This is a genomic window from Paenibacillus sp. 2TAB26 (assembly GCF_052115145.1).
Taxonomy (GTDB): Bacteria; Bacillota; Bacilli; order Paenibacillales; family Paenibacillaceae; genus Pristimantibacillus.
Map to the genome: position 1 here is coordinate 65,245 of NZ_JBFRGC010000012.1, position 21,881 is coordinate 87,125.

Sequence of the window (21,881 nt, forward strand, 5' to 3'; positions counted from 1 at the left end):
CACCTATTTTTTAATTGTGCTTCTAATAGACTGTACCGTAGTCCCAATTCGCCGAATAGTGCACTGAGATTGAACGGTGATATTCACATTTTCGAATATTTTATCCCAATCGTTAATGCCATGCCACATTTTCGGGTTGGAACGATGAAGTGCTGAACCAAATCCAAATATATCTGCTTTAACTTGCTTTTGAAATTTGTGAATCGTGCGGCTCAGTATATCTTCCAGTGTCTTATCGGCCAGCTTGTTTAATTTGGCTAACGTTTCCGGCTGAGTGATATCAAGCTCGCAGCTAATGTCTGTTATATCCTGCTCCGTTTTTAAAATGACTTCGAATGCAGGAGTTTCATTTTTCGTATTTACGCGTATATCCGTATGAGAGTGGACGACTTGAAGACTTACGTTCCCTTTGCTTTCCGGACATGCAATCGTGCCAGTTGTTTTGACAATATTATTTTGAATATAATTGAGCGCCTTTGTGTCGTTTTCATTCAGCCAGCCTACCATACGATCCCGTTTGAAAGCGGCCATACCGGTGTATTTGAGGATGACCTTTGGTTCAACATTTACAGCATCAGTTATTTTATCGCCTTTTGAAGGATTGCCTTCGATTTCGATAGCGGTTAAAGTCGCACCTTTTCCTTGCTGGGATAAATCTTGAATCAGCTTGTCCAATGTGATTTTTCCGGTTGCAGCCCATATTCGGTCAGAGGTCTCCAGCTTGGTGTACAAGTTATTCGCAGGAATCGGATCTATAGGGCTGTACATGTTTAAAATTTCACTAGCTGTTGTTTTTTTAGCTACAATGAGATAAAAATCTGTTCTCATCTCACGGTTTCTTGCGATAAAATCAAGCGGCTTGCTGATTCCGCTGCGTGCCACTTCCTCACCTATAATCAATATCCGCAGGTGTGGGTAATAGAGCTGTCGTGCTGCTTTAACTGTCATTCTGCTGAGGGCATCCGGTATTGAAACGCCTATTGCTTCATAGGCGACTACTGGACTGTAGTGGTTTGATCCTGCTTGTTTATTGCTTACCTGGCCTGGATTAACAATCTGTACGGTTACATTGTATTTATCGCCTTTCTTATCGATAGCAAGCCCTACCACGATGCTAAGCTCGTTTAACTCATGTCTGCTCCAGCAAGCAGTCATGAGAATGGCGGAGATTAGAAGAACGATGACGACGAGCGCCAGCCTGAAAAATGAAGTAGAACGTATCATGATTTTTTCTGCCTCATTAGATTTTTTGGTTTAAGGCTTTTGGGGCGTGTAATCATGGAGCGCAATGGCATACGAAAAAGAGTATCTTTCTGATCTGTTCGGTTGAAGGGAGCTAGCGGCGCCATATAAGGAACGCCAAATGACGTGAGGCTGCATAGATGAAAAATGATCCCAATGATACAGATAAATACGCCGTACAATCCAAAGGATGCTGCCATGATCATCAGCAAAAACCGGATAATCCGAGCCGCAATGCCTAGATTAAAAGCAGGGAGTACGAAATTCGAAATGGCCGTTATGGAAACCACAATCACCATGGCAGCGCTGACGAGGCCAGCTTCTACAGCGGCTTGTCCGACAACCAGTGTTCCTACGATGGAGATCGATTGTCCAATCGTTTTTGGCATTCGTACACTGGCCTCACGGAGAATCTCAAAGGTAATCTCCATGACCAGCGCTTCTATAAAGGCTGGGAAAGGAACGCCTTCTCGCTGGCTGGCTAGGTTATAGAGCAATGTCGTTGGAAGCAGCTCTTGGTGAAACGTTGTAATCGCAATATAGAAAGAGGGTGTAATGGTAGCTATAAGAAAACACAAAAAGCGGAGCAAACGAATCAGTGTGCTGAAATCCGTCCGTTCGTAATAATCCTCGCTTGATTGAAAAAACTGCGTAAACAGTGCAGGAACGAGCAGTGCAAATGGAGTTCCATCCACCATAATCGCGACTCTTCCCTCCAGCAAACCAGCAGCAACCACATCAGGTCTCTCCGAATTAAATATGGTTGGAAAAGGTGAATATTTCTTATCTTGAATATGTTCTTCTATATAGTTGCTTTCAAGAATGCCGTCGATATCGATTTTCTGCAATCGTTCTCTAACCATTTCAAGCACACTATCCGAAACAAGATTTTCGATAAAAATGATCGAAACGTCAGTCTGAGTGACACTTCCTATTTTATAGGTCTCAAACCATAGGTGCCGACTGTTGATTTTTCTGCGAATCATAGCGGTGTTCCAACTCAACACTTCAGTAAAACCTTCACGGGGACCGCGCACCACAGATTGAACATTAGGTTCTTCCACCGCGCGTGCTTTCAAATCTTTTGTGTCAACAGAAAGAGCTTGCGCACAATTATCTAGAAGAAGGATGCTGTTTCCAGCAAGCAGCATTTCAAATACTTCATTAAATAAAGTCAGATTAAATACGGCACCTTCAGGAATGACACGATCTCTATAGTAGTCCATCAATTCTGTAGGGGTAGAATACTGATTGCTCTCATGGTTTCCCATATAGACGGATTGAAGCATAGAGCTTGAGCTTGATAACCCATCAATATATACAATAGCTCCATGGATAGGCATATTATTTGCTAAATTCACTTGGAAATGGCGTGAAACCAGGTCAGGGCTATGACCGAGATTATCCTGCAGCATTTTTAAATTAGTGTTTAAATCTGTTTGCAACGGCTGGTCATCAATGTTGTCTGTTGGATTAATCATCTGAGTACCTCTGATCTGATGGTTAATATGGTATGGTTTAGTTAGGATATCCTCATTTTCCATATAGATACATATTTGTTGTGGCAACATCACGACATTGGAGTTTATAATTGCAGTAACTGCTAAAATGAATGACGGCACAGTTCAAACATTTGATTCTATGACTAGCTTTAGTGATAATGAGAAGGTCAAAGCGAAATTCATATTAACTTTGCCGCTATGGTGGGGGCATAATCTACTAAAAGAGGGTTGAACCAATGAATATTATAATTAGACAAGAAAACAATGAAGACGTTAACGAAATCTACCATGTCGTACAAAAAGCATTTGAAAATGCTGACTATTCAGATCATGATGAGCATAACTTGGTGAACAGGCTTAGGCTTTCAGCGAACTATATTCCGGAGTTATCTCTTGTAGCTGAATACGAGGACAAGATCGTGGGTCATATTCTTTTTACAGAAATAAAAGTAGGCAATCAGACGCTGATTGCTCTTGCACCTGTTGCTGTATTGCCAGAAATGCAAAGCAAGAGCATAGGGAAACAGCTGATAATAGAAGGCCACAAAATCGCTGCACGGCTTGGTTATAAAGGTTCCATTGTTTTGGGTCATGATAAGTATTATCCGAAGTATGGTTATAAAAAAGCCAGTCAATATGGTATCGAAGCACCATTCGAGGTTTCTGACGATAACTTTATGGCATTGGAGCTTATAGATGCTGGACTTTCAGATGTCCATGGGGTTGTAGAATATGCTAAAGAGTTTTTTGAAAAGTAGATGATAAACGGGAGAGTGGAGCAACTGCTGCGGCAGTTGCTCCATTATTTATGTTTGCCAGTAATCATCATGATGAAAATATGAGTTTTATGTTCAAAATATTCAATATGCGCAAAATATTTCTAATTATTTACAGTTAGCCAAGTTGTTGGTACTATACTGTAGGAGGTGTTCGAAGCAGCGTACCGCTTTTTGTATTATTCAATCATAACTTATTAAGGAGATGAATTAATTTATGAGCACACGTTTGACTAAATTTCTCACAAGCGCAGCTATGCTAGTTCTACTAGCTTCAACTGTCGCTTATGCAGCACCAGCATCAAAATCCGAGAGCGAAGCACCGCATTGGAGCTATGATGGCAGCACTGGACCAGAGCACTGGGCCCATCTTAATGCGGAATATGCTGCTTGCAGTGCTGGAGTGGAGCAATCACCAATCGATATACACAGCGACGAAGCAAATAAAAGTGGCAACAAAACGAAGGTGACCGTCCATTACAAACCAACCACCTTTACCTTTGGCAATAGCGGACATACCATTCAAGCCAATACATCTTCAGCTGCCAATCAGTTGACAATAGGCGATACTAAGTACACATTGGCTCAATTCCATTTCCATACACCGAGTGAGCATTTAATAGACGGAAAAGCATCCCCCTTGGAGCTGCACTTTGTACATAAGAGCAAGACTGGAAATCTAGCTGTGCTAGGCGTACTTATTAAGGAGGGTAAAGGAAACCCGGCCTTGACTGAAATTTGGTCCAAGCTGCCCAAAACAAAGACAGCTGCTGATTTTATTTTGAAAAACAAAATTGATCTCAGCAAGCTTCTTCCTAGTGATCTGGACGCTTATCGCTACCAAGGATCACTGACGACTCCACCTTGTTCCGAGGGAGTGAAGTGGACTGTTCTAGAGAAGCCTATCGAAATGTCGAAAGCTCAAATAAAAGCATTTCAAGTGATATTCCCTGATAATCATCGTCCTGTTCAACCCCAAAATAAACGTACCATTGCTGAAATAGAAGTAAAAGCAATTTAACATAGGAGAACAATGTAAGTATCCTAATATGCTGCAATGACGAAAACAAATTTAGGTCTTTAAACACAAAAAATGGTAATAAATACATCCTTGTATCATAAGCTTAGGTCGTTGGGGTTGGGTGCAAGACCTATTTTGAGTGTAAAAAATATTAGTTCTAAAATAGCAGTGCAAAATAATAACGTTTACATTATGATTGATTCATAGAACATTCCTCAGCTACAATCCGATTTTAGGGCCATTCATCTCCACCACACTTCGGTACAAACATCCGGAAAGTTTTGGCTTTTTACCAAACCTCACACCTTCCCATGAACCCAAACCATACCCATTTTGCTTTTACTGCTCATTTTTTAATGCGTGTATAAGCTCTTAGGAGTTTATATAAATTCGGATTTTAAAGGAGTTGGTTGCTTAAAAGTGAACCTATCTTTATAGACGTCGCAGCTATGATGAGAGGGGGGAAATGATACTGATATCCGCATGCTGTTAGGAAATGGATGGATTCTAAAACCAGACCAAAAACCTAGGAGGTAATGTGATGATGAATCAGATTCATAGGAGTTCGAGTTTGAAAAAGCGTGTGTTGGTAGCTTGTCTCGGTCTGCTGCTCCTATTAACCAGTATGATTGCTTTTGTTAAGCCTGTTTCTGCTCATGGTTATATCGATAATCCTGCAAGTCGGGCGATACAATGTAAAAATGGACTGAATACGAACTGTGGAGCAATTATTTATGAGCCGCAAAGCCTCGAAGGATTAAAAGGTTTTCCAGCAGCTGGACCTGCAGATGGTAAAATCGCGAGTGCCGGACTTGCTGCCTTCGCAAATCTTGACCAACAAACAGCTACTCGCTGGAATAAGGTCAATATTAGCAGCGGTACCAATACATTTACTTGGAAGTTCACAGCGCGTCATGCGACGACAAGTTATCGCTATTTTATTACCAAGCAAGATTGGAATCCGAATGCTCCGCTTTCACGTGCACAGCTTGATCTGACTCCGTTCTGTACGGTACAGGGGAACGGTCAACAGCCTCCTGCAACGTTGTCCCATACCTGTAGTGTACCAGAGAGAACTGGTTATCAAATCATCCTTGCCGTATGGGATATTTATGATACACCAAACGCTTGGTATAACGTAATTGATGTTCAGTTTGGCGCTTCAGACAACGTTGCCCCAACTACTCCAACGAACCTTACAGCAGGTACAGTCGGTACAACAACAGCTTCACTATCATGGGGAGCTTCAACGGACAATAATGGTGTCTCAGGTTATGAGATTTATTCCGGCTCTAACACCTCGCCAATAGCTACCGTTCCGGGAAATCAATTAAATGTCAACCTGACGAATTTGATTGCCGGAACCACCTATAACTTAACCGTCAAAGCATTTGATTCCTCCGGTAATCGATCTCCAGCCAGCAATAGCGTACAAATAACGACGGTTCAGATCCCGAACGACACGACTCCGCCAACTAACCCGTCTGGGCTTCATGTCATGGGAGCGGCTGGCTCAAACTCACTTACGCTGATGTGGAACGCCTCAACGGATGCTTCTGGCATCGCTGGTTACCGCATTTATGTCGGTTCAAATGTCGTTGCAACAGTAACGGGCACAGCTACCGAGAAGCTCGTTACGGGTCTTGCTCCAAATACTTCCTATACGTTCACGGTTCGTGCTATTGATCCATCTCAAAACGAATCCGGCAACAGCAACGCAGTTACCGCTACGACTGCTCAAGGACCAAGCGCTACACCATGGGCTGCTAACACGGCATATGCAGCGAATGCTCTAGTCTCATACAATGGTGCGACGTATAAATGTATCCAACCGCACACTTCGTTAGCAGGCTGGGAGCCTAGCAACGTTCCCGCGTTGTGGCAGCTGCAGCCATAAACTAATTAAGCCCTCGGAGTTGAATGGGAGCTCCGGGGGGCTTTTTTGTTTTAGATGAAAATAGTACAAAAAACTAAAACTAGTTGCAACAAAATAATGGTTAGATTAGTTTTTTGAATTTTAGGTTAAAAAGTCCTAAATAAGTGGTCAATTTTGAATGGAATCAATCAATGTTGATGTATGAATTTGTCGTATTCCAATGCCAAGGTTTGAAATTAGATGATTCTTGCTACCTATTCGAAGGGTGTTCACGAAATTATATAGAAAAATAGTGTAAATGATCTACTCTATTTTCGTTGACAGATTCTTGCTAGAGCATGATAATAATTGTAATTTATAGGAATTGGAGGGATAAACAAGAATTTACTTTTGTTTGGTTGGAATTTGTGAAAGTGAGGATTCGGATGCTCCTCATACATTAAACCTTTAAAGGAGTGTAGTAATGTTCGATAAAATCGCTGATATTTTGTGCATGATCAAAGAAGACCAGCCGGAACTCCGCCATTCCCTCTCCCCTGAAACGAATCTGAACAATGATATTGGCCTTGATTCTTTGCAAATGATCCAGTTTATGCTCCAAGTCGAGGATCAGTTGAATGTGGCCATTGACTATGACGAATTCGATTATGAGCATCTCCAGTCGATCGGAGCTTTTATTCAGTTTGTGAAAAGCTGCCAGCCGCAAGGCCAGCCGTTGTACGAAGATGCAAAGTCGTAAAGCCAACGTGATGGCGAAAATGGTTATGGGTACCTTCGACCCCGAAACGAGGTGGAGAGATCCTGATCTGGCCCGGCTGCCCGCTATGCCGGACAAGGATAGTGAGTCCATTGTCCTGTGCATGGATGAGCTGCTCTTTCCGTTTTGCGGGCCTAATGATATCCTCTACAGCCGTTGCAAAATCAACCCGGCACTGCATGAGTATCTAAATGGGCTAGGTTTTTCGTTTGGAACTCGTTATCACTATGATTTGTATGATGAGAAGGATCCCTTGCCCGAACCGGACATATTTAAATCTTGCATGTTCAGGCTTGCGGCCGATCAAGCAAGGCTCACCAAATCGGCAAACAAAGTGCTTCAGACGACCGGTTCCGGTTTCCCCGAGGGTGTGGTTTTGCAGCAGATGAAATCACAAGGCGAAGAGATGTTCTCCAGTGCTGCCAAAATGGTGTCCCCGTATGCCATAACATCGGATACGGAAGCGTACCTATACGCCGCCGAACCTAGCGGTTCCTTGCCAGATCTAGAGACGGTTGTACGTGTTAATTCAAAGCTGTATTCCAACAGGCTTTTGGTTAGAATAGGCGAGAAGTGCTGCGGCATGGAGGCGAACAGCGCAGCAGAAATAGAGACGGTCGGCAGTGCTCTATTGAAGCAAGGACATTATTTATTGAAAGATCCCTTCGGCGTTGCTGGCAAAGGCAATATGCTCATTGACAGCGAATCCATGCAGCGAAGAATAACGGATCACTTGCAGAAACAGGAGGAAAGAGGTTTGCGCTCTCAATTCCTGCTTGAACCGCTGCTAAAGAAAAAGACCGACTTCAGCTCTCACTGGTTCATCAAGGAGAGTGGCGAGGCGGAGTTCATTTCAGTTCAGCGGATGATTAATCACCAGCAAAACTACAGCGGGTCTATCAAAGCGGATGAAGTTTTTATCAGCATGTTGGAGAACGCTGGCTATTTCAACGTGATGGAGAAGGCGCTCCGGCTGCTGGCGGGAGACGGCTACCACGGCTTTGTCTGCTTTGACTCCATGATATTGGAGGACGGAAAAGTCGTATCGATTGTAGAGATTAACGCCCGCAAGTCCATGGGACTTATTAACGCGTATCTCGATAAATGTTGGGAAACGTACGGACATAGCGGCTGGCTTACGTTTTTATCCCTCGGATTACCGGAAGGCTTCGAGTTTGGCACTCTACTGCACGCACTGCACACATCTGAACTTCTGTTGACAACCCCCTCAGGGTACGGGGTTGTTCCTCTATCATCCAATACCGTAATGATAAACGAGATTCTGACTCGCCGCCGAATGGCGGAGGGAACGCAAAACAAACGAGGCATGCCGAAGGGACGGCTTTATGTCTCGGTCGTAGGCCGAGATGATGAACACCGCAGCGAACTGATTAACAGCTTGCGACAGGTGCTCGCCGACTTATCGGTTAAAGTGTACAACTAAATTTGGAACGCGGGAGCTGAGCATGAATTCATCTTCAGTTGTTTTGCTGGCGTCGGGTAATTCGCTCGGCGCGTACATTCCGGCTATGCATCTGCATACGTACCTGCAATGCATAGGAGTCGAAACGGATATTTACGTTCTGGAGAGCTTGTATGACGAGAAAGTGCGAAGCAAGATCAGATCCACCAAAAAAGCATTTCATGCGGATTTCGCCGTTGCTCTTATGGGGCATAAGCTGGCCAAACCCGTTGAAAATTCCTTGGACGAGGTAGAGGTTCAAAGGCTGCTGAACGCTTGGAAACAGGCCGATGTCACCCGTTTTGCGGTGTTTACGGGTTTCTGGCTGCCTATACTGGAGCGTTACAAGGCAGATTCTATCAAGCAATTGGACATTCGGCTGATCCGACTGGATGCGTGGGATACCCCGTCGTTTAAGGCACATAAGCAGTTGTACCCCATCTATAAGAACGTTTGGTTTTACGAGCTTCAAAAAAAGTCTCCGGGCAGTTACATCGCTTCAGACGAAGCGGAGCCTTTGCCTTTCTGGCAGCGCGCCGGACGCATTCTGATCCATGGCGGTGGCTGGGGAATCGGCACCTATGCCATGACGATCTCAGAACTTCGAATGCTCGGACATCGTCTGGATGTCATTGTTTACGATCCTTCAGAGGTGGAGGAGGACGACGGGATCACGCGATATTTTGGGACGGAGGTCTCCTGGGATCCGTGGAGCAGGGATAAACAAGGGAGACATTCTTTCCCGCCTATGATTCAGTATATCCGTGAAGACGGAATTCTCAGGGAGTATCCCCTCAAGGATTACTCAGCTTACACCGAGCTGATGCGCAATTGCTGGGCGATCATCAGTAAGCCGGGGGGAGCGACTTTGAACGATTCGTTGTCGCTTGGAATCCCTTTTGTCATGTTGGAGCCGTTCGGCGACCATGAGCTTCATAATTCAACCTATTGGGAATCTTGTGGACTCGGAATCCGCTTTACGGAGTGGAAAAACCAACGTTTTTCGGAGCATTTGCTCGAGGAGACTTGCAGACGATTGTTAGAGCAGCGGTCAAAAATTAACCATTTCGGGAGGATCACCTATGCAGCCGAAAACAGCAGTTACGTTTGACCAAATCACGTTTCGTAATATGAAAAGAACGCTGGTTCCGCTCGCGGAAACCGGAAGGAAGCGCAGAGATGATCCAACTTATGCAGCACCCGTGCCTTATGAGATAGGAATCAAGCTTAATAATGGCTGCAACCTACGCTGCACACATTGCTTTGAGTGGAATCCGGATGGCTTCCATCACGGTTTTGCCAAAGAAGTGAAGAAAGATGAAATCGATATTCCCGTCGTGGAGAAGATTTTGGCTGAAACAAGAGCACGCAAATCACGTGTTTTCCTGTGGGGCGGCGAACCGTTATTTTACTCCAAATTCGATGAGCTGGCAGAGCTGCTATCCAAAGAAGAGCGTTACACGACGATTTGCACGAATGCGATTCTCATTGAGCAGAAGCTGGATTCCATTCTGAAAATGTCAGAAAATCTGGTCATGCTGGTCAGCCTTGAAGGCTTCGAGAAGGAAAATGACGCGATCCGAGGTAAAGGCACGTTTAAAAAAGTAATCCATGCGATTCAGCTGCTGCTAGATCTGAAAAAGCAGGGTATATATAAAGGCAAGGTTTCTGTGGCCTTGACGGTTAACGACCAGATGGTCGGCAAGCTTTACAGCTTTATGGAATTTTTTGAAGAGATGGGCGTAGATTCTGTCTATTTCTGCTTCCCCTGGTATATCCCTTCTGATACGGCGGATAGAATGGACACCTACTTCGATGCTCATTTCCCGCACCTTGCCTCTCGCTTTGCAGACGATCACAAGAATAGTTGGCACTCCTTCACGTTTCACATCTCGCCAGACAATTTTGATATTTTGCTCGAAGAGCTTAAACGCGTGAATTCCCGAATTTGGAATGTGCGTGTCCGTTATCAGCCTGCGCTGGAGCCCGAAGAGGTGGAAGGATTTATTCGGGGCAGCGAGAAACCGGCTATGAATCGTACGAAGTGCTTTTCGATCTCGAATCGGATGGATGTGATGCCGGACGGCAAAGTGAATCCGTGCAAATTTTTCCCGGAATTCAGTGTTGGCAATTTGTACGAGGAAAGCGTAGCCGATGTTTTTCACGGTGAAGATCTTCGGAAACAGCGCGAAATTGTTGCTTGCGGTTTAATGCCGATATGCTCTAAGTGTGTGTTGCTGTACAACAATGGAGCTTAAGCCAGGAGGAACGGGGATGGACTATATCCGTGTGCGGGAGCTGCACAAATCGTTCATGTACTACCGAAAAGCAGCGGGGCTTAAAAATTCGCTGAAAAATTTATTTGCTCGCAAGTCGCTGGTGAAGGAAGCGGTCAAATCGCTTTCTTTTGACATAGGCCCCGGCGAATGCGTCGGATTTCTCGGACCTAACGGGGCGGGTAAAACAACAACGCTCAAAATGCTGTCTGGCATTCTTTATCCGACAGGCGGAGAAGCCGATGTATTTGGCTATGTGCCATGGGAGCGGAAGAATGAGTTCAAACGGCTTTTTTCCATTGTGATGGGGCAGAAAAATCAGCTCTGGTGGGACCTTCCAGCTAGTGAATCGATTTATTTGAACAAATGCATTTATGACGTCGAGGATGCTCTCTACCATCGGAGTCTTGCTGAGCTATCGGAAATGCTAGATGTGCAGGATCTTCTGAACGTGCAGGTGCGCAGGCTGTCGCTGGGCGAACGGATGAAAATGGAGCTGATCGCCGCGCTTATCCACCGCCCTAGGCTGCTTTATCTCGATGAACCGACGATCGGGCTTGATTTCCCCTCCCAGAAGAAGGTTAGAGAGTTTCTGAAATACTACAATGAGCAGTTTGGTGCGACGATTTTGCTTACGAGCCACTACATGAAGGATGTGGAGGACCTCTGCAAGCGGACGATCATTATTAATGAAGGAAGTCTTCTATATGATGGCGATCTTCACAAGATCAACGATCTGTTTGGCGAGCAGAAAATTATAAGGCTGCACTTCTCCGAACCTGTTGCCCAGCAGCGGCTGGCCAAATTCGGGAAAATTGTAAGCGGAGACGAATACAACGTTGTTCTAGAGCTGCCCAAGCATCGCTTGAAGGAAGTGTCGCGCGCCGTGCTCGATTCGTTTCCAATCATCGACTGGACGATAGAAGACGTACCGATCGAGGAGAGCATTTCCATGCTCTATCGCAAGGAAGCCGTAGGATGAACAGAAGCAGATTGTACATGGCCGTTTTTAGGGTGGGCGTCCAGCATTCAATGGAGTACCGATTTCACTTCTTTCTTGGTCTTCTTGGGGCTGCTTTTCCGATTCTTGTTCAATATTTTATTTGGACGGCGGTGTACGAACATTCCGGCAAGGCGGCGTTGTTCTCGTATTCGTATGGTCAAATTATTTTGTATACGATCTTGGCAGGGCTGGTATCCAAGCTGATTGCTACCCAGTTTGAGCATCAGATTGCTGACGATATTAAGAATGGCGGCCTTAACAAATATTTGATTAAGCCAGTCAGCTACTTCGGATACCGGCTGATATCTTTTATCGGTCAAAAGGCGATCTATTACGGTATTACTGCACTTTTTCTTATTTGTATTATCTGGATTTCAGCTGCTAGGGATGTGCTAGATATCCAGGTCGTTCGTATAATCTTGTTCGCTGTGACGCTGTGGGGTGCGCTTCTGCTCAACTTTTTGATCGCCTACTGCATTTGCGCCAGCGCGTTTTATTTGCATGAAATCTCATACTTTTTTGTGATTACAAGTTTGCTAGTCAATATTTTGAGCGGTGGCATGTTCCCCTTGGAAATTTTCGGGGAATCGGTTGTAAAGGCGCTTCAATATACTCCTTTTCCGTATACCATTTATTTTCCGGTGAATGTTCTGAGCGGTAAAACAGGGACGATGGCTATGTATCAGGGGCTGTTTATTCAAGGTGGATGGATATTGCTCTTCTTGCTCATTTCCCGTCTAACGTGGCGCGTATCCATAAAGAAATATTCGGCGGTCGGGGGGTAGCAGACGTTCCATATGTTTAAAATTGCGAGAAAATACTTGCGCCTGTACGGTATGTTTATCAAAAATTGTCTCATCGCTCAGATGGAGTTTCGGGGCAATTTTGTGATGAGCCTGCTTGTCGAATCTGTCTATCTGCTTGCCAAGCTTTTGTATGTGCTCGTCGTGTTCCGCACTGATCTACATGTAGAAGGCATACCGCCCGAAGGGCTGCTCCTATTTATAGGCATGCACACCGTCGTAACGGGAATTTATGTCGGGTTATTTTTTACAAATTTCATGAAAATTCCTGAGTATATTAAAGACGGCTCGCTTGATTTGATGATTACGAAGCCCGTTTCCCTGCAGTTCATGGCATCATTGCGATACGTCGATCTGGCGCTGCCAATTCCTGATATTTTGGTCGGTTTCACTATGGTCGGTATCGGCTGGCATGCGATGGATATTCCGTTGTCGTTCCTTCAACTTGCGGGATTTGCCTTAATGCTGTTGGTCTCCGTTGTCATCACGTATTGCCTAATGATTATCCCAGCGCTGCTTTCATTCTGGGTCGTCCAGACGGGGGCTATGTCGGATATCGCCCATTCCGCCTGGGATGCCAACAATTTCCCTATGGCTATTTATCCTGTTTGGGTTCGCAGAATCGGAACCTTCGTTATTCCGCTGTTTCTTATTACTAATTTCGGACCGATGTTCCTGCTTGGACAGCTCAGCTGGTTATATGCAGGAATGGCGCTGATCGGATCGCTTCTGCTCTTCGCAGCTGTACGGCTGCTTTGGAATCAGGCTGTGAAGGGATATAGCAGCGCGAGCAGTTAAGATGGTTTTGCGATCATAAGGAAACTACAAATATCAGCATCTATATCCCATGCCTAGAAAAGGAAGTGTCATCGCATGCCGGACATGGCGACAACGCAAGGCCGTACCTCGATAAATTGCGTTTTTCAGGAGCCAGATCGAATTGAGCTTATAGAGGAACAGGTGCCGAAGCCAGGACGAGGACAAATTTTATGTGCAGCCAAAAAATCACTAATAAGTACAGGAACGGAGCTGGCTTGTCTAAAGGGGCGTTTCGATGAAGGAACGGTCTGGTCATCTTGGGTTCGGTATCCATTCTATCCCGGTTACTCGATGGCGGCGCAAGTGCTGGAGACAGGCATTGGAGTGGAGGGAATAAAGCCCGGCGATCGGCTCATCTGCCCGGCTGGTCACCGACAATATTTCCTCGCAGACTATAAGGAAGCGGCAATTATACCAGATTCAATCCGTGACGAAGAGGCGGTTTTTACACAGATCGCGAAGGTTGCTCTTCTAGGGATTCTGCGCGCAGAACCCGCCTTTGGTGAAAGAGTGGGAGTTGTTGGACTCGGTCTTATCGGCCAGCTTGTCATTCAGTATCTGAATTCCAGTGGTGCAAGGCAGATTATTGCGATTGCTCCGGAAAGCACCCGCCTGAACCAAGCCCTTAGAAGCGGTGCGACCGATCTGCTGAATCTTACGGTAGCCGAAGCATTCGGAGCGGTAGAACAACTTACTGATGGCAAAATGCTGGACACGATATATGATGTGACGGGTTCTTATGCGGTACTGTCCTACTGTACGCAGTTAACACGAGACCTCGGAAAAGTCATTCTGCTAGGTGACTCGACAGAGCCTTCAAAACAGACGATCGGTCCCAAAGTCGTTTTCAATTCGGTCAGCATATTAGGCATTCACGGCCGAATGATGGAAGGTTTTAATGGCTGGACGGAGGAGGATATGAACATGTTCATATTTGAATCTATCCGTCGTGGGAAATTGGACGTCGCAAGTCTCATAACGGAAGAAGCAAGCCCGCTCGAAGCTGTATCGGTTTATTCCCGGCTCTCCGGGAGTAAGCCTGATTTGTTAGGCGTTTTATTCGATTGGACGCAATTGTAATGTCAGAGGAGGAATGCAGATGAGAGCTTGTAGCCAGCTTACGATGAAAGAGAAAATTGGGCAGCTGCTTATGGTAGGCTTCGAGGGACTTACGCCGGATGCGAATATTGGCGACCTCTTGCAAAACCATTTCATTGGGGGAGTCGTGTTCTTTTCCCGTAATTTGGACAACCCTGAGCAGGCATTTGCTTTAACGAAGAAACTCCAACAAATGGCTGCGGGTGCAACAGGCATACCGCTCTGGATCGGAACAGATCAGGAAGGTGGCATGGTCGTCCGATTAAGACAGGGACTTGCACAGCTGCCAGCGGCGATGGCTTTGGGAGCGGCACGTGATCCTTTGCTGCTCTATGAAGCTGCAAAGGGAACGGCAAAGGAGCTGAAGTTGCTAGGCATCAATATGAATTTCGCGCCGGTGGTCGATATTAACGTCAATCCGCGAAATCCGATTATTGATGTCCGGGCATACGGCGATGATGCTGAACTTGTTGCTGAGCTTGGGATCGCCGCAATGCTGGGCTTTCAGGATGGAGGCATCGTCTCTGTTATTAAGCATTTTCCTGGGCATGGCGATACGGAGGTAGATTCGCACGCAGAGCTGCCGGTCGTGAGGCATTCTCTTGAGCGTCTGCGGTCTGTCGAGCTCGTACCGTTTCGGCGCTGTGCGCGGGCAGGGGCCGAAGCCGTAATGACTGCCCATGTCGGGATTCCATTGCTAAGCGGCGGTTTGTCTGTTCCAGCCACACATTCTCATGAAGTATTGACGGGTCTGCTACGGGAAGAGCTGGATTTCAAGGGGCTTATCGTGACGGATTGCATGGAAATGAACGCTGTAACGCAAGGCATTGGCGTCGGGGAGGCAGTCGTAAGAGCCGTACTTGCTGGAGCAGATCTTCTTCTCGTCAGCCATACGTACGAAAGCCAGCTGGAGGCGGCAGCTGCACTGGAACATGCGGTAGCAGATGGGCGTCTGCCTGAAGATCGGATTGATGCATCCGTGGAGCGTATTCTTCTCCTTAAGGAGCTCCGCATCGGAAAGCTGCGAGAGCGCAGCTGGGAAGAAACGCAGACCTATCTCGATCATTCGCAAACACATCGGACGATTAAGCTGCTTCGCGAGAAAAGCATTACCTCGGTGAACCGTGAACCAAATTTTTGCCTGTTGTCTTCTGAAGTCGACACGCTAGTGCTTTGGCCGCAGATGGCGGCTGCTTGCAAGTCTGAGGATGAGCCGATATACGATGATACCCTCGGCAGCTTTCTAAATCCTTTAATGAAGGCAAAGTTCACGGAGCGTTTGTATAGGACTAGTCCGAGTACGGATGAGATTACGGATTTGGTCTCCGGAGCAGAAGGATATGGGCAGATCGTCGTGGGAATATTCCATACGGCTTCTAATCACGGGCAGACCGTTTTGGTTCGTAAGCTTCTGGTAGGAGGGAACAAAGTCATTCCGATCTCCCTTCGCAACCCCGTTGATCTCGCGGCATTTCCAGAAGCTAAAGGTTTCCTAGCCTGTTATGAGCATCATCCGCTAACATTGCAGGCCCTTTCTAGCGTTTTACTAGGCAGGCTTAAGCCTGAAGGAACTTTACCGGTTACGATTCCCGAATACTCATTAGAAGGAGGTGAATCATATGAACGCGGTACAGCTTCCCGTGTTGAATCCGCCACTTAAAGGATTTTTACGATGGGCCTACACCCTTTCAATCACCAGCGTCCACGAAGAAACGATTCCTTGGTATTACAGCAACTTTATCCAGTTATCCTGTACCACTAAATTTCTGGAGGACGGCAGGCAATATTTTATCGATTTTTTTCGGGGCAAGCCAAACGAGTTGAATTTCAATAACCCGTTTCTTCTAACATGCTCTGTGAATTATACGATTCTAGACAATTTGGCATTGGATGACTGGCCGAAATTTTTCACGGATCAGATCCGCAGCGGCTATTACTGCATTGTGTTTGTGGACGAAGCCAAGCTGTCACCGGCAGCTTCTTATCAGAAAGAGCCGTTCCCTCATCATCTTTTTCTGTACGGTTTTGACTGGGAGGAAAATATGTTCGATGCTTCCATGTTCGATCATACAGGGGTGTACCGTAATGTGAAGATCCCATTCCAAGAGTTTCAGGATGCTGCAGGTTCTATGCGAAAGCTTTTGAAGGAGAAACTCACGTCTGATCATCATACGTATTTTTACAAATACGCACCGCATTCTGCTTATCCTTTTGATAAAACGGCCGCGATCGACCAGCTGCTCGATTATGTTAATGGAGAGACTCATTTAAACCGAATTAATTATAATCCAGACGAGGAAGCTTTCGGAATCAAGGTGTATGACTATCTGCAAATGTACTTTGATGCTGTAGAGCAAAACGATTCTAGGCTGGGTGACCGCAACGATGCGAGACATCTTCACATTCTCTGGGAGCATAAAAAAATGATGAGCGAGCGAATCGGATATCTTGTAGAAGAGGGGATAATCCTTTATGACGAAGAGCTTGTGGAAGGCTACAAGGATATAACAAAACGGGCGATGAAGCTGAGAGATCAATACATTCGCCATGTTATTCGCGAAGATAAGGAAGTATTTAAACGGTTGAGGGTCCGCTTTGACCAATTCCGAGAAGAAGAGCCTGTTCTTTTGCTTAAATTAATTAAACTTCTAGAAGTGCCATCGAAATCGAATAAGACTTATGTAGAAAGTAGATAGCTATCTAAAATGTTATAAGGATGAGCTAGTAGGAGGGAGCTGCCGCGAGGTCAGCTCCTCTTTGATGTTCATTGTGGTAAAAAGCTTCTAATGTATAATTAATGTTAGTTGACTAACAATAATTGTGATAAAATGAGGAAAGAGCTGGAGATGATAGGTAAAGGGGGGCGAAAATGAACAAAGATCGATCAGTTGCGCTCGAACTTAGAACGCTAAGAAATATGCTGCATAGACAGGTTAGCGGGTTTATGAGTCAAAAATATGGCGATCAATTGACTGGCATGCATGGATGGGTGCTGAGGTACTTTGTTGAGAACCAGCACAAGGAGATTTTTCAACGCGATTTCGAGAGCCAGTTCACGATTCGGCGTTCGACCGCGAGTAAGATTTTGCAATTGATGGAGAAAAATAATCTTATAACGAGAGAGTCTGTTCCTTATGATGCAAGACTAAAGAGGATTATTCTTACGCCAAAAGCTATTGAATACCATGAAGCCATTATTTTAAAATACGTTGAATTGGAGCGTGAAATTAAGAAAGGTCTATCACAAGAGGAGATGGATATTTTTTTTAATGTGCTCGATAAAATCAAAAAGAATTTGGAGTAGTCGTCGAAGTTGTTAGAGCGGCTTTCATTATTGTAATATAGTTAGTAGGCTTACAGTTCTATGGCTAACAACATGGAGAAGGAGCGTTTGATAAATGCTTAAGATTTTGAAGTATTTCAATCCAAAAAATGTTTGGTTTATCGTCATCAGTACTGCATTTATCGTGTTCCAGGTATGGCTCGATCTCAAGCTTCCCGATTATTTGGCAGAAATCACAAAGCTGGTGCAGACGGAAGGCAGCTCCTTAAGCGAGGTATGGGAGCCAGGCGCCTACATGATGCTGTGTGCCATTGGAAGCTTAATTGCATCCTTCATCGTTGTTTATTTGGTCGCGAAGAGCGCTGCATCGCTCGCTAAGAGGCTTAGAAGCCTGCTCTTCGACAAGGTTGAATCATTCTCAATGGCCGAGATGAATCAATTTTCAACAGCAAGCCTCATTACGCGTTCCACGAACGATATTACGCAAGTACAAACGATTGTGGCGATGGGGCTGCAGGTCATGATTAAAGCGCCTATTCTGGCGGGCTGGGCAATTGTGAAAATCTCAAGCAAGAGCTGGCAATGGACGCTCTCGTCCGGTATTTCGGTTGCACTGCTTCTTCTCATGATCGCGATCGTTATTTTGTTCGCCATGCCGAAGTTCAGAATGATTCAAGGACTAACGGATCAACTGAACCGAGTAACGAGAGAAGGGCTTCATGGTCTGCGTGTTATTCGTGCTTATAATGCTGGACCGAGCCAAGAAGCGAAGTTCGAGTACGCAAATCGGGAGTTAACCGATGCGAATCTATTCACCAGCCGATTAATGGCATTAATGATGCCGGTCATGAGCCTAATCATGAGCGGATTAAGCTTGGCGATTTATTGGATCGGTGCGTATCTGATTAATGGAGCGGATACAGCAGCTAGATTAGGCTTGTTCAGCGACATGGTCATTTTCTCGTCCTATGCCATGCAGATCGTCATGGCCTTTATGATGCTGTCGATGGTTTTCTTCATGCTGCCGCGGGCTTCGGTTGCTGCCAAGCGTGTCATGGAAGTATTAAATACAGAACCTAGCATCAAGGATGGTAGTTCGAAATCGACTAATGCCGCGAAAGCAGGAGAAATTGAATTTCGGAATGTCAGCTTCAAGTATGCGGATTCGGATGAATATGTGCTTAGAGATATCAGCTTCGTTGCACGTAGGGGCGAGACGGTTGCGTTTATCGGCTCCACGGGCAGCGGTAAGAGTACAATGATGAACTTAATTCCGAGGTTTTACGATGTAACGGACGGCGAAGTGCTTGTTGCGGGAATGAACGTGAAGGATTACTCACTGAAAGATCTGCATAACAAGCTTGGTTATGTTCCTCAGAAAGCTGTATTGTTCAGCGGAACAGTGACGTCCAACGTCGCCTATGGCGATAATGGGCAAGTGGCTGGATCGGCGGACGATGTGAAGAAAGCGGTAGCGATCGCTAAGGGACAAGAGTTTGTCGAGAAGCTGGAAGGCGGGTATGAGGGAAGCATCTCGCAAGGCGGCTCGAATTTGTCCGGCGGACAGAAGCAGCGCTTATCCATCGCTAGGGCTATCTATCGTAAGCCGGACATTTACATTTTTGACGACTCCTTCTCTGCACTTGATTACAAGACCGACCGCGAGCTGCGTTCCATGCTGAATCAAGAAACAGCTGGAGCTACTAATCTAATTGTGGGGCAGAGAATCGGAACGATTAAGGAAGCCGATCTCATACTCGTTCTTGACGAAGGCAAGATAGTAGGAAGAGGCACACATCAAGAACTGCTTCAGACCTGCGAGGTATATCGTCAGATCGCGAACTCTCAGTTATCGAAGGAGGAGCTTGAAATTGGCTAAAGAACAGGTCGCAACTAAGCAAAACATCGATTTCAAAGGCACAATGGGCAAGCTCGTCGCGTATTGCAAGCCGTATCTTCCTCTTATTATCATGGCACTGCTGCTGTCCGTTGTGGGCACGATATTTACGATTGTTGGGCCAGGGAAGCTGAAAGACATGACGGATCACATTACTGAGGGGTTAATGGGTGAAATTGACATGGATGCGGTTAGCAGCATTGGTATACTGCTTGCCGTTCTATATGGATTAAGCGTCATCTTCTCGTTCTTCCAAGGTTATATTATGGCTACGGTAACGCAGAAGGTGTCGAGAAGCTTGCGTACCCGCATCTCCAAGAAGATTAACAAGCTTCCACTAAAGTATTTCGATTCCACCAGCAATGGCGACGTGCTGAGCCGCGTCACGAACGATATCGATACGATTGGACAAACGATGAATCAGAGCGTCGGGATGCTTGTCACTTCCGTCACCATGCTGGTCGGTTCATTGGTCATGATGTTCTATACCAACGTGTGGATGACGTTGACGGCGATCATTTCGACATTTCTAGGATTTGGCTTCATGACCGTGATGATCAAAAAGTCCCAAACGCATTTCGTTCACCAGCAGGCAAACCTTGGCGCGATGAATGGCCATGTCGAGGAAATATTCTCAGGCTACGATGTTGTTAAGGTCTATAATGGCGAGAGGAAAGCGAAGGAAACCTTTAATGAAATCAACGCTAAATTATATGAAAGCTCATGGAAGTCGCAATTTTTATCCGGCTTGACGATGCCGCTCATGATGTTTGTCGGAAACTTCGGTTATGTGTCGGTCTGTATTGTCGGCGGAGCATTAGCGATGAATGGTCAAATTTCGTTTGGTGTCATCGTTGCTTTCATGCTTTATGTTCGTTTGTTCACGCAGCCCTTGGGGCAAATTGCACAGGTCGCGACAAGTCTGCAATCGACTGCAGCCGCAGCCGCGCGCGTTTTTGAGTTTTTGGAAGAGAAAGAGCTCGAGGACGAGAACCATAAATCGAAAGTGCTTAAGGATGTTAAGGGGCAGGTAGAGTTCAGGAATGTTTCCTTCGGATATGATCCGAATAAGCTCATCATTAATGATTTCTCAGCCCGTGCATTGCCTGGTCAGAAGATCGCCATCGTAGGACCGACGGGTGCCGGGAAGACGACAATCGTCAATTTGTTGATGCGGTTCTATGAGCTGAATGGCGGGGAAATCGCCATCGATGGCGTTCCGATCCATGAGCTTCCTCGGGAAAATGTTCATGAACAGTTCTGTATGGTGCTTCAGGATACATGGCTGTTCGAGGGGACGATCAAAGAAAATATCGTCTTCAACAAGCAAGGGGTTACCGATGCCGACGTGAAGGAAGTTTGCAAGGCCGTCGGCATTGATCATTTTGTTCGAACCTTGACGCATGGCTACGACACGGTATTGAACGAGCAGGTGAATCTTTCTGCAGGCCAGAAACAGCTCATCACGATTGCAAGAGCGCTCATTGCGAACGCCCCGCTGCTCATCCTCGACGAGGCAACAAGTTCCGTCGATACGAGAACGGAGCTTCTCATTCAGGAAGCGATGGACCGGTTGATGGCAGGACGAACTTCTTTTGTTATCGCGCACAGGTTGTCTACGATCAAGAATGCCGATATTATTCTCGTCATGAAGGACGGCGATATTATCGAAAGCGGCAATCATTACGAGCTGCTTGCGGCAAACGGCTTCTATGCTGAATTGTACAATAGCCAGTTTGAGACTGCGGAAGCGGCTTTGTAAAGGGGCATGTACTTCAAAAAAACTAAAAATCGTGGAATAGTCGTCAATCCATAGTGTAGAAATTAGAGAGGYGCTGGGGCAAGTACGATGAATTAATTCCGCGGAAATAGAAAACCCGATCGAATGAGATCGGTTTTTTTTGTATTTCCTACTCGCTTTTTTCCCATCACAGCTAAACTCGAAAGGACGCTTAATTACAATTTTTGTGAATAAAAATAAAATTTCTTAATAGTTAAGGAGGTTTAATTTTACAATGCACTGTTATAGTTCTCATTGACTAACCATTTTATTAAGGGAGAAGGAA

18 protein-coding genes are annotated in these 21,881 nt (G+C 45.7%); 16 read left to right on the top strand and 2 right to left on the bottom strand.

Annotated elements, in window-relative coordinates:
• Window positions 1–3 precede the first annotated feature (3 nt).
• Both AB4Z50_RS15350 and AB4Z50_RS15355 read right to left on the bottom strand, forming a co-directional pair.
• Window positions 4–1,224, bottom strand: coding sequence for a Ger(x)C family spore germination protein (locus AB4Z50_RS15350; protein WP_441880323.1), 1,221 nt, complete (start codon window positions 1,222–1,224; stop codon window positions 4–6).
• Window positions 1,221–2,723, bottom strand: a complete 1,503-nt coding sequence (locus tag AB4Z50_RS15355; RefSeq protein ID WP_441880325.1) for a spore germination protein — start codon at window positions 2,721–2,723, stop codon at window positions 1,221–1,223. Before AB4Z50_RS15355 ends, AB4Z50_RS15350 begins: the two co-directional genes overlap by 4 nt.
• A gap of 257 nt (window positions 2,724–2,980) precedes the next feature.
• Between AB4Z50_RS15355 and AB4Z50_RS15360 the strand changes: the two genes are divergently transcribed.
• The 16 genes from AB4Z50_RS15360 to AB4Z50_RS15435 all read left to right on the top strand — a co-directional run bounded on the left by AB4Z50_RS15360 (window position 2,981) and on the right by AB4Z50_RS15435 (window position 21,577).
• Entirely contained in the window at window positions 2,981–3,502 is a 522-nt protein-coding gene (locus tag AB4Z50_RS15360; RefSeq protein WP_441880327.1) for a GNAT family N-acetyltransferase, read from the top strand.
• 235 nt (window positions 3,503–3,737) lie between these two features.
• On the top strand, window positions 3,738–4,541 hold the full coding sequence (locus AB4Z50_RS15365; protein WP_441880329.1) for a carbonic anhydrase: 804 nt from the start codon (window positions 3,738–3,740) through the stop codon (window positions 4,539–4,541).
• Between the two features lie 544 nt (window positions 4,542–5,085).
• Window positions 5,086–6,438, top strand: a complete 1,353-nt coding sequence (locus tag AB4Z50_RS15370; RefSeq protein ID WP_441880600.1) for a lytic polysaccharide monooxygenase — start codon at window positions 5,086–5,088, stop codon at window positions 6,436–6,438.
• A gap of 442 nt (window positions 6,439–6,880) precedes the next feature.
• Entirely contained in the window at window positions 6,881–7,156 is a 276-nt protein-coding gene (locus AB4Z50_RS15375) for an acyl carrier protein (protein WP_339204325.1), read from the top strand.
• On the top strand, window positions 7,143–8,618 hold the full coding sequence (locus tag AB4Z50_RS15380) for a hypothetical protein (RefSeq protein ID WP_441880332.1): 1,476 nt from the start codon (window positions 7,143–7,145) through the stop codon (window positions 8,616–8,618). The genes AB4Z50_RS15375 and AB4Z50_RS15380 overlap by 14 nt, the downstream gene beginning before the upstream one ends.
• Window positions 8,619–8,640: 22 nt before the next feature.
• Window positions 8,641–9,747, top strand: coding sequence for a hypothetical protein (locus AB4Z50_RS15385; protein ID WP_441880334.1), 1,107 nt, complete (start codon window positions 8,641–8,643; stop codon window positions 9,745–9,747).
• A complete protein-coding gene (locus AB4Z50_RS15390; RefSeq protein WP_441880336.1) occupies window positions 9,719–10,894 on the top strand; it encodes a radical SAM protein in 1,176 nt (391 codons plus the stop codon). Before AB4Z50_RS15385 ends, AB4Z50_RS15390 begins: the two co-directional genes overlap by 29 nt.
• A gap of 16 nt (window positions 10,895–10,910) precedes the next feature.
• On the top strand, window positions 10,911–11,894 hold the full coding sequence (locus tag AB4Z50_RS15395) for an ABC transporter ATP-binding protein (RefSeq protein WP_441880338.1): 984 nt from the start codon (window positions 10,911–10,913) through the stop codon (window positions 11,892–11,894).
• Complete coding sequence (locus AB4Z50_RS15400; RefSeq protein ID WP_441880340.1) at window positions 11,891–12,700, top strand: ABC transporter permease; 810 nt, start codon at window positions 11,891–11,893, stop codon at window positions 12,698–12,700. The genes AB4Z50_RS15395 and AB4Z50_RS15400 overlap by 4 nt, the downstream gene beginning before the upstream one ends.
• 12 nt (window positions 12,701–12,712) lie before the next feature.
• On the top strand, window positions 12,713–13,516 hold the full coding sequence (locus AB4Z50_RS15405; RefSeq protein WP_441880342.1) for an ABC transporter permease: 804 nt from the start codon (window positions 12,713–12,715) through the stop codon (window positions 13,514–13,516).
• A gap of 75 nt (window positions 13,517–13,591) precedes the next feature.
• Window positions 13,592–14,617, top strand: a complete 1,026-nt coding sequence (locus AB4Z50_RS15410) for a zinc-binding dehydrogenase (protein WP_441880344.1) — start codon at window positions 13,592–13,594, stop codon at window positions 14,615–14,617.
• A gap of 19 nt (window positions 14,618–14,636) precedes the next feature.
• A complete protein-coding gene (locus tag AB4Z50_RS15415) occupies window positions 14,637–16,295 on the top strand; it encodes a glycoside hydrolase family 3 N-terminal domain-containing protein (RefSeq protein ID WP_441880346.1) in 1,659 nt (552 codons plus the stop codon).
• Window positions 16,255–17,331: a hypothetical protein gene (locus AB4Z50_RS15420; protein ID WP_441880348.1), complete on the top strand. Its 1,077-nt coding sequence runs from the start codon at window positions 16,255–16,257 to the stop codon at window positions 17,329–17,331. The genes AB4Z50_RS15415 and AB4Z50_RS15420 overlap by 41 nt, the downstream gene beginning before the upstream one ends.
• A gap of 173 nt (window positions 17,332–17,504) precedes the next feature.
• Window positions 17,505–17,939: a MarR family winged helix-turn-helix transcriptional regulator gene (locus AB4Z50_RS15425; protein WP_441880350.1), complete on the top strand. Its 435-nt coding sequence runs from the start codon at window positions 17,505–17,507 to the stop codon at window positions 17,937–17,939.
• Window positions 17,940–18,033: 94 nt separating this feature from the next.
• A complete protein-coding gene (locus AB4Z50_RS15430; RefSeq protein ID WP_441880352.1) occupies window positions 18,034–19,797 on the top strand; it encodes an ABC transporter ATP-binding protein in 1,764 nt (587 codons plus the stop codon).
• 43 nt (window positions 19,798–19,840) lie between these two features.
• Entirely contained in the window at window positions 19,841–21,577 is a 1,737-nt protein-coding gene (locus tag AB4Z50_RS15435; RefSeq protein ID WP_441880602.1) for an ABC transporter ATP-binding protein, read from the top strand.
• The last annotated feature ends 304 nt before the right edge of the window (window positions 21,578–21,881 follow it).